Genomic DNA, 594 nt, shown 5'->3' on the forward strand with positions numbered 1-594 from the left:
GGGTCTGTCGCGTTGTGCGAGCTAGTTCATGCGTCAGCTGACACGAGAAGCTCGAGTGATGCGACGCCGTGATCCGTTCAGAGGCTATCGGCTCCCGAAGGACGTCATCCTCCTCACCGTTCGCTGGTACTGCCGCCATCCGCTTTCATATCGGACCGTACGCGATCTCCTGGCTGAGCGCGGTATCACCGTGGACGAGGCAACCGTGTATCGATGGGCCCAGAAGGTCGGCCCCGAGTATCCGCAAGCGCGCCTGTGGCCGACACCGCAGCTGGCGGGGACTGCATGGCATGCGCGATCTGGTCCGGCAGACGCAATCCGGCATGTCACCCGCACGCACCTGAACGATCGGGTCGAGGGTGACCACGCCGTCCTGAAGCATCGCCCGGCGCCCATGTATGGGCTGCAAAGCCTGAGGACCGCCAAGGCCACACTGAAAGGCGTCGAGACCTTCCGCGCGATCCGCACCGGCCATTTCGCAGGATGCGAGCGCCGTGTCGCAAATGAGATCGCCTTCGTCCCGAACCTGTTCAGCGACGCGAAAGAGGCTGCCTGACAGAGCCTGGCCCTCCCACCCCATGCGCCAGGGCGAAT

General features: G+C 64.3%; 1 protein-coding gene. It reads left to right on the forward strand.

All coding sequences use genetic code 11. From position 1 onward, the window contains the following. The first annotated feature begins 58 nt into the window (after window positions 1-58). Entirely contained in the window at window positions 59-556 is a 498-nt protein-coding gene (locus AAD018_RS18410) for a DDE-type integrase/transposase/recombinase (RefSeq protein ID WP_367316671.1), read from the forward strand. Window positions 557-594: the final 38 nt, after the last annotated feature.

Source organism: Aestuariibius insulae (genome assembly GCF_040783535.2).
Taxonomy (GTDB): domain Bacteria; phylum Pseudomonadota; class Alphaproteobacteria; order Rhodobacterales; family Rhodobacteraceae; genus Aestuariibius; species Aestuariibius insulae.